At 54.6% G+C, this 1592-nt stretch carries 5 protein-coding genes; all 5 read left to right on the plus strand.

What is annotated here, in order from left to right:
• Positions 1-129: 129 nt before the first annotated feature.
• Positions 130-300 carry a hypothetical protein gene (locus B5D35_RS24505; protein WP_157828499.1) on the plus strand — a complete coding sequence of 57 codons (171 nt, stop codon included), beginning with the start codon at positions 130-132 and terminating at the stop codon, positions 298-300.
• Positions 297-509: a hypothetical protein gene (locus tag B5D35_RS23665; RefSeq protein WP_078754839.1), complete on the plus strand. Its 213-nt coding sequence runs from the start codon at positions 297-299 to the stop codon at positions 507-509. The genes B5D35_RS24505 and B5D35_RS23665 overlap by 4 nt, the downstream gene beginning before the upstream one ends.
• Positions 491-874 carry a hypothetical protein gene (locus B5D35_RS23670; protein ID WP_078754840.1) on the plus strand — a complete coding sequence of 128 codons (384 nt, stop codon included), beginning with the start codon at positions 491-493 and terminating at the stop codon, positions 872-874. Before B5D35_RS23665 ends, B5D35_RS23670 begins: the two co-directional genes overlap by 19 nt.
• Positions 871-1332 (plus strand): hypothetical protein, encoded by a 462-nt coding sequence (locus B5D35_RS23675; RefSeq protein WP_078754841.1) that lies wholly within the window; start codon positions 871-873, stop codon positions 1330-1332. The genes B5D35_RS23670 and B5D35_RS23675 overlap by 4 nt, the downstream gene beginning before the upstream one ends.
• Before the next feature lie 3 nt (positions 1333-1335).
• Positions 1336-1592: hypothetical protein (locus tag B5D35_RS23680; RefSeq protein WP_139367871.1), on the plus strand; the 257-nt coding region annotated here is incomplete at its 3' end.

Below are 1592 nucleotides of genomic sequence, written 5' to 3' on the forward strand. Positions count from 1 at the left end.
ATGCGGCCAACCAAACCGCCAGAGAAGACAAACAGGCCGCGCAGCGTCAACGGCTTTACCTCGTTGGCGGCGGTGCACTGGTTGCTCTGATTGCGCTGTTCATCATTTTCAAGAAATAAGGAGACGCTGATGCCCTTGTTATTTCTCGGTCTAGGCGGCCTCATTACAGGCGCATGGTGGACAAAAGACGCGGTAGCGCTGGGCGCGACGGCCAGTCAGCCTAACCGTCCACCGTATACCACGCTCATCCTCGTGGTGGTTGTCCTGTTTATTCTTTGGCGTAAAGGGTGGCTCTCATGATACCCAGCATTGGCGGTGGTGTGTCCACCGGTGGCGGGGGGATCAGTGGGGGCCCTTCCTCTGCCAAGAACGGCGACTTTCACGGCGGCAGCGCAGGGGGAAGCGTCACCTTTAACAACCATCAAGGGGCGAGCGGCAGCAATACGGCGTTATACGTCATTGCCGCTGTGGTGCTGATATTGGGGGTGGTATGGCTCAAGCAAAAATAAACCCCGTTCGCCTGAGCTGGACACAGGAAAACGTTGCGCGGTTTACCCAAGCGGGCTTTACCTCTGAGATAGTGCAAGAGCTCACCAGCCTTGGCGAGCTGTGGCGGTTTGATGATATTGATATCGTCATTCGCAGTGAAGGCGCGGAGCTGGTTTGGATGGCGACCCTAGGCAAGGGAGCGAAACACCATCTTGACCACATTCTGGCCACCGCCAAACGCGCAGGCGCAAAGACGGTGCGGTTTCATGTGGCGGACAACGAAAAGGGCATTGTGCGCTTTTGGCGTCCCTATCACCCTGTGGAAATACACGGTGAAGGGTTTGACAGCGGTGCCTTTCGGGTGAAGTTGGAGGTGTTGTCATGAGTCGTTCTAAAAGCTCACAACAAAGCAGCACCACCAATACCAACATCAACAATGTGTTGGATGGTGGGGCGATTAAGCAAAGTTTTGACTTTGCATCCGGCCTTGCCGATGAAGCCTTTGACAGTGTGGACAACGCCGTCAAGACAGTGGAAAGCACCACGGCCAAGGCGTTAAGCGTCAATGCAGGTGTGGTCGATGAAGCCTTTGACACCTATAGCACCTTAGCGGATACGGCACTGGAGGCGTTCACCGCCCAAAACAACCGCTCACTCGACACCTTGGCAGGTCTGCAAGGTCAGCAAGCCAGTAACAACTTCAAATTGCTGGAAGGCATTCAAAAGACGATACGCAACGATAACACGGGCGGTGTCAGTGAGTTTCTTGACGCGCAAAAGGTGCTGTATGGCGTGGCCGGACTGGCGATAGTGGTCGTCGTTTTCATTTGGGGAAGGAGATAAATCATGTTGATTGATGTGCACTTGCCCCAGGGGCAAACCCAACACATTCAGGCTATCGGACGTTACTTGATGCTCAAAGAGGGCAAAGAGGTCTCTGTGATTGTGGGCGAAACCTCCGTGTTTCTCCCACGTGGCTATGTCTTTGACATGGGCGCAGAGTTTACCGCCCTGACCGTCACGAACCCGTCTGACGTGGAAGACATTGCGCTTTTCACCTCGGTAATCCCTTTTGTGGCAGGCGTTGACGGCTCCTTGCTGCA

Origin of the sequence: Enterovibrio nigricans DSM 22720, assembly GCF_900167155.1 — a bacterium.
GTDB lineage: Bacteria > Pseudomonadota > Gammaproteobacteria > Enterobacterales > Vibrionaceae > Enterovibrio > Enterovibrio nigricans.

What these genes read in the sequence shown, in the direction of transcription:
- B5D35_RS24505 (WP_157828499.1), top strand. Translation starts at nt 130, where the DNA reads ATGCCCTTGTTATTTCTCGGTCTAGGCGGCCTCATTACAGGCGCATGG.
- B5D35_RS23665 (WP_078754839.1), top strand. Translation starts at nt 297, where the DNA reads ATGATACCCAGCATTGGCGGTGGTGTGTCCACCGGTGGCGGGGGGATC.
- B5D35_RS23670 (WP_078754840.1), top strand. Translation starts at nt 491, where the DNA reads ATGGCTCAAGCAAAAATAAACCCCGTTCGCCTGAGCTGGACACAGGAA.
- B5D35_RS23675 (WP_078754841.1), top strand. Translation starts at nt 871, where the DNA reads ATGAGTCGTTCTAAAAGCTCACAACAAAGCAGCACCACCAATACCAAC.